This window comes from Actinomadura sp. NPDC048032 (assembly GCF_040653175.1).
In the GTDB taxonomy this organism is placed as follows: domain Bacteria; phylum Actinomycetota; class Actinomycetes; order Streptosporangiales; family Streptosporangiaceae; genus Spirillospora; species Spirillospora verrucosospora.
In genome coordinates this window covers 1-5050 of record NZ_JBEZJP010000519.1, presented here as the reverse complement: position 1 = coordinate 5050, position 5050 = coordinate 1, and the positions used below count along the sequence as shown (strand labels likewise).

The 5050-nt window shown below is 74.5% G+C and carries 5 protein-coding genes; 2 read left to right on the top strand and 3 right to left on the bottom strand.

What is annotated here, in order from left to right; genetic code table 11:
* Positions 1-184 precede the first annotated feature (184 nt).
* Both AB0C69_RS37900 and AB0C69_RS37895 read right to left on the bottom strand, forming a co-directional pair.
* On the bottom strand, positions 185-1051 hold the full coding sequence (locus tag AB0C69_RS37900; protein WP_360360671.1) for an LLM class flavin-dependent oxidoreductase: 867 nt from the start codon (positions 1049-1051) through the stop codon (positions 185-187).
* A 43-nt stretch (positions 1052-1094) separates the two neighbouring features.
* Positions 1095-1547 (bottom strand): MarR family transcriptional regulator, encoded by a 453-nt coding sequence (locus AB0C69_RS37895; protein WP_345186828.1) that lies wholly within the window; start codon positions 1545-1547, stop codon positions 1095-1097.
* A 157-nt stretch (positions 1548-1704) separates the two neighbouring features.
* On the opposite strand from AB0C69_RS37895, the gene AB0C69_RS37890 reads away from it, so the two are divergent.
* On the top strand, positions 1705-3156 hold the full coding sequence (locus AB0C69_RS37890; RefSeq protein WP_353835158.1) for an MFS transporter: 1452 nt from the start codon (positions 1705-1707) through the stop codon (positions 3154-3156).
* A 31-nt stretch (positions 3157-3187) separates the two neighbouring features.
* Here AB0C69_RS37890 and cobF read toward each other — a convergent pair whose 3' ends face one another.
* Positions 3188-3937 carry a precorrin-6A synthase (deacetylating) gene (gene cobF, locus AB0C69_RS37885; protein WP_345186824.1) on the bottom strand — a complete coding sequence of 250 codons (750 nt, stop codon included), beginning with the start codon at positions 3935-3937 and terminating at the stop codon, positions 3188-3190.
* A 54-nt stretch (positions 3938-3991) separates the two neighbouring features.
* Between cobF and cbiE the strand changes: the two genes are divergently transcribed.
* Positions 3992-5050 (top strand): precorrin-6y C5,15-methyltransferase (decarboxylating) subunit CbiE (cbiE, locus tag AB0C69_RS37880; RefSeq protein WP_360360666.1); only part of this gene is annotated, 1059 nt, incomplete at its 3' end.

Genomic DNA, 5050 nt, shown 5'->3' with positions numbered 1-5050 from the left:
CGTCTCGGCCATGGCCACCCCCCGTGAGCCTCGGCACCTACGGCTTCGTCACCCATGGTGCGCGAAAGTCACGCGGAGTGAAACACGCCATGCCGTGACCGGGTCCCGCGATGAGAGCGATAACTTCACTGATCGTTAACCGGGTGGACGGACCCCGGCCATGCTCGGTCCCCGATCTCCTGGACTACCCGGCGGCCTCCGGGGCGGCGACCGCCGCCCCGTGCACGGCGGCGACCGCCGCGAGATCGCGCCAGGCGTCGCCCGGGCGCAGGGTCTCGTCCGGATCGCCGTTGAAGGGGTCGAGGAGGACCGTGCCCGAGCCGAGCAGCCGCAACTGCTCGAGGTCGCCGGCGACCTGCTCCACGGTCCCCTCGCCGGCGAGCCGGTCGGGGCCGGTGACAGGGGAGGACGTCACCCGCAGGGCGATGCGGGGCTCCAGGGCGGGCACCGGACGTCCCTGCTCGTCCGCGACGGCCTTCAGCCGCTCCAGCGCGCCGCGGAGCCAGGGGAGGGTGAAACGCAGAGGGTGCCAGGCGTCGCCGATGCGCACGGCCCGCCGGAGCGCGGCGTCGCTGTTGCCGCCGATCCAGAGGGGGATGCGCCCCGCGCGGTAGTCGCCCTCGTCCTCCCACGCGGCGCGGATCGCCCCCAGATGCTCGTCGGTGAGGGCGCCGCGCCGGGTGAAGGGCACGCCGAGCGCCGCGAACTCCTCGCGGGCCCAGCCGACTCCCACGCCGAGGACGAGCCGCCCGCCGCTCAGGTCGTTGAGGTTGGCGGCCATGCGGGCGACGAGCAGCGGATGCCGGTACGGGACGACCAGCACGGTGGTGCCGAGCCGCACCCGCTCGGTCACGCCGGCCAGCCAGGACAGCGTGGTGAACGGCTCGTAGAACGGGGCCGGGTACTGCGCGGCGACGTCGCCCGTGACCGCGACGTGGTCGGAGACCATCAGCAGGTCGAAGCCGAGGCCCTCGACCGTCCGCGCCCACTGCCGCAGGACGCCCGGGTCGGTGCCGGGGCCGAAATTGGGGACGTTCACACCGAGGCGCATCGCCCCAGGGTAACGGCGCGGCCGGGGCTTGCCGACACTCCGGCTAGGGGCGGGGCCAGGGACTTCCGGCGAGGCGCTCGATGTCGGTGTTGAAGCGCTGGAGGAAGGAGGCGAAGGCCTCGACCTCCTCCGCCGTCCAGTCCGCCATGATCTTGTCGATCCCGGCGACGATCTGGCCGCGCTCGCTGTCGAGGCGGCGCTCGCCCTCGGCGGTGATGCGGAACTTGCGGGCGATGCCGCCGGCCGGGTCGGGGATGCGCTCGACGAGGCCGTCGCGCAGCATGGCCGAGGTCTGCCGGTTCAGCGTCGAGGGGTCCAGGTCGAACGCCTCGCTGAGCTGCCGGATCGACATCGGGCCGTCGATGCGGATGCGGCTGAGCAGGATGTAGGCGCTGCGCTCCAGCAGGCCGCCCTCGCGCCGGGAGCGGCGGGTGGCCAGGCTGTGCCGCCCGAGCAGCATGGTCTCGTACTCGATCAGATCCGTGGGCTTGTGCATGCCGGTCCTTCTCCCGGACGCGCTCCGCCCGGGTCGCTCCTGCCTCGATGCTCGCCCCCCATGCCTACCACAGGGATATGCACCGTACATAAGTTGTGCATCGACCATAACGTATGTATGGTGCACAAGTTCCTCGACCCGACAGAAGGGATGTCACGTGGACGAGTCCGCGCCCGCCGTCCGACCCGGCGGGATCGTCGGCGTTCTCGCCGTGGGCGGCATCGTCGCCGCGTTCATGCAGACCCTCGTGGTGCCGCTGATCGCCCAGCTGCCGCGGCTGCTGGACACCACGCCCTCCAACGCGACCTGGGTGGTCACCTCGACGCTGCTGGCCTCCGCGGTCGCCATGCCGATGATCGGACGGCTCGGCGACCTGTACGGCAAGCGCCGGATGCTGCTGGTCTGCATGGTGCCCCTGATCAGCGGGTCGGTGATCTGCGCGCTGTCCGGCTCGCTGATCCCGATGGTCGTCGGGCGAGGCATGCAGGGCGTCGGCATGGGCATGATCCCGCTCGGCATCAGCGCGCTGCGCGACCTGCTGCCGCCCGAGCGGCTGGGGTCCTCGATCGCGCTGCTGAGCTCGTCGATGGGGATCGGCGGGGCGTTCGGGCTGCCGCTCGCGGCCCTGATCGCCGAGAACACGAGCTGGCGGGTGCTGTTCTGGGGCTCGGCCGCGCTGAGCGCGCTCGTCGCCACGCTGATCTACCTGCTGGTGCCGGCCACGCCCGTCCAGGCCCGGGGCCGCTTCGACACCGTGGGCGCGGTCGGTCTCGGCGCCGGCCTCGTGTGCCTGCTGCTCGGCGTCTCCAAGGGCGCCGACTGGGGGTGGGCGAGCGGCACGACCATCGGCCTTTTCGCCGCCACGGTCGTCGTCCTGCTGGCGTGGGGCTGGTGGGAGCTGCGGAGCCGCGACCCGCTGGTCGACCTGCGCGTCACCGCGCGCCCCCAGGTGCTGCTCACCAACGCCGCCTCGGTCGTGATCGGGTTCTCGATGTACGCCCAGGCGCTGATCGTGCCGCAGCTGCTGCAGCTGCCGAAGGAGACCGGGTACGGGCTCGGCCAGTCGATGGTCGCCGCGGGCCTGTGGATGGTGCCGTCCGGCCTGCTGATGATGGCGGTCTCCCCGCTCGGCGCGCGGCTGTCGGCCGCCCGCGGGCCCAAGGTCACCCTGGTCGCCGGAAGCCTGGTGATCGCGCTCGGGTACGGGTCGTCCACGCTGCTCATCGGCGCCGCGTGGGGACTGATGATCGTCACGGCGATCTGCGGCATGGGCGTCGGCCTCGCCTACGGCGCGATGCCCGCCCTCATCATGGGCGCGGTGCCGCGGTCGGAGACCGCCTCGGCCAACAGCTTCAACACGCTGATGCGCTCGGTCGGCACCTCGGTGTCGGCGGCCGTGGTCGGGGTCGTGCTGTCCCAGCTGACCATCGACCTCGGCGGGCACGTGCTGCCGTCCGAGGACGGCTTCCGGGCCGGCCTGCTGATCGGCTGCGGCGTGGCGCTGCTCGCCGGGGTCGTCGCGCTGGCCATCCCCGGGCGCGGGCGCTCGGTCACCGCCGCGGGCGGGCAGGCCGCCCCGGCCGAGGAGCGCGCCGCGTTCAGGGCCTGACGCCCGCCGGCGCCGCGCCCGCCGGCGCCGGTCAGGGGCGCGCCGGGGACTCGCGCCGCAGGAGGTAGGTGTCCATGATCCACCCCTTGCGGGCGCGGGCCTCGGCGCGCACGGCGCGGATCTCCTCGGCCACCTCCGCGACCGGGCCGGAGACGAGGATCTCGTCGGGCGTGCCGAGGTAGGCGCCCCAGTAGATGTGGTAGCCGTCGCCCGCCTCGGCGAACGCGCAGTGCGCGTCCAGCATGACGAGCACGTCGTCGGCGGTGGGTCCCTCGGCGGCGAGGCGGCGCCCGGTGGTGACGTGGACGGGACGGCCCACCCGCGTGAGCCCGACGCGGTGCCGCGCGGTGAGCGCCGAGACGCTGCTGATGCCGGGGATCACCTCGACCTCGAACTCGGCGCCCACCTCCTCCAGCGCCGCGAGGGTGCTGTCGTAGACGCCGGGGTCGCCCCAGACGAGGATCGCGCCGGTCTGCCCGTCGGCCAGCTCGCCGGTGACGAACGACTCGTAGATCCGCGCGCGCCGCGACCGCCAGTCCTCCACGGCGGCGGCGTAGGCGGCGGCGTCCCGGTCGCGCTCGGGGTCGCGTGCCTCCACGATCCGGTACGGGTGCCGGCCGTGCGCCGCGATGAGGTCGTGCCGCAGCCCGGCCAGGTCGTGCTTGGCCTCGCCCTTGTCCACGACGAGGAAGACGTCGGCGGCGGCGATCGCCTTGGCCGCCTGGAACGTCAGGTGGTCGGGGTCGCCCGCGCCGATGCCGATGATCAAAAGCCGCTTCACCTGGCCAAGTGTGCCAGTTGTAGACTTGGCGCCGCATTTCGCTCAAGGAGGCCAGTGGACGCGCGTGTCATCACCGTCGTGGGCGTCGGAGCCGACGGGTGGGACGGCCTCGCGGAGGACTCCCGCGCGGCGCTGCGGGCGGCGGACGTGCTGCTCGGGGGCGCCCGGCACCTCGCCCTCGTCCCGGACGGCCCCGCCGAGCGCGTGCCCTGGCCGTCCCCGCTGCTCCCCGCTCTGCCCGGCCTGATCGAGCGGTACGCGGGGCGGTCGGTCGCCGTCCTGGCGAGCGGCGACCCCATGTTCTACGGGATCGGCTCCACGCTCGCCGAGCTGGTCGGCCCGCGGCGCCTGCGGGTGCTGCCGCACCCGTCGTCGGCGTCGCTGGCGTGCGCGCGCCTCGGCTGGCCGCTGGAGCGGGTGGAGGTCGTCAGCCTCGTCGGGCGCCCGGCGGAGACGCTGAACGCCGTCGTCGCCCCCGGCCGCCGCGTGCTGGTCCTCGGTGCGGGGCGGCAGGCCCCGGCGGTCGTGGCGGCGCTGCTCACCGGGCGCGGTTTCGGTCCCAGCAGGATGACCGTCCTGTGCGACCTCGGCGCGGAGAGCGAGACGGTCGCGCACGGCGTCGCGTCCCACTGGACGGATCCGGCCGCCTCGGCGCTCGCGGTGGTGGCCGTCGAGTGCGCGCCGAGCCCGGACGCCGCCCCGCTGCCGCGCGTCGCCGGGCTGCCCGACGACGCCTTCGAGCACGACGGGCAGATCACCAAGCGGGAGGTCCGGGCGGTGACGCTGTCGCGCCTCGGGCCGCTGCCCGGCGAGCTGCTGTGGGACGTGGGCGCCGGGTCCGGCAGCGTCGCGATCGAGTGGGCGCGGGCGCACCCGTCGTGCGCGGCGGTCGCGGTCGAGAGCCGCCCGGAGCGCGCGGAGCGGATCGGCCGCAACGCCGGGGCCCTCGGGGTGCCCGGCGTCCGCGTCGTGGCGGGCCGCGCGCCGGACGCGCTGGAGGGCCTCCCGCCGCCCGACGCCGTCTTCGTCGGCGGCGGGCTCACCGTCCCCGGCCTGCTGGAACGCTGCTGGGACGCGCTCCGGCCCGGCGGGCGCCTCGTCGCCAACGCCGTC

Excerpts from the sequence above, each read along its gene's own strand:
- AB0C69_RS37900 (WP_360360671.1), bottom strand. The coding sequence starts at position 1,051 with ATGCGCCTCGGTGTGAACGTCCCCAATTTCGGCCCCGGCACCGACCCG.
- AB0C69_RS37895 (WP_345186828.1), bottom strand. The coding sequence starts at position 1,547 with ATGCACAAGCCCACGGATCTGATCGAGTACGAGACCATGCTGCTCGGG.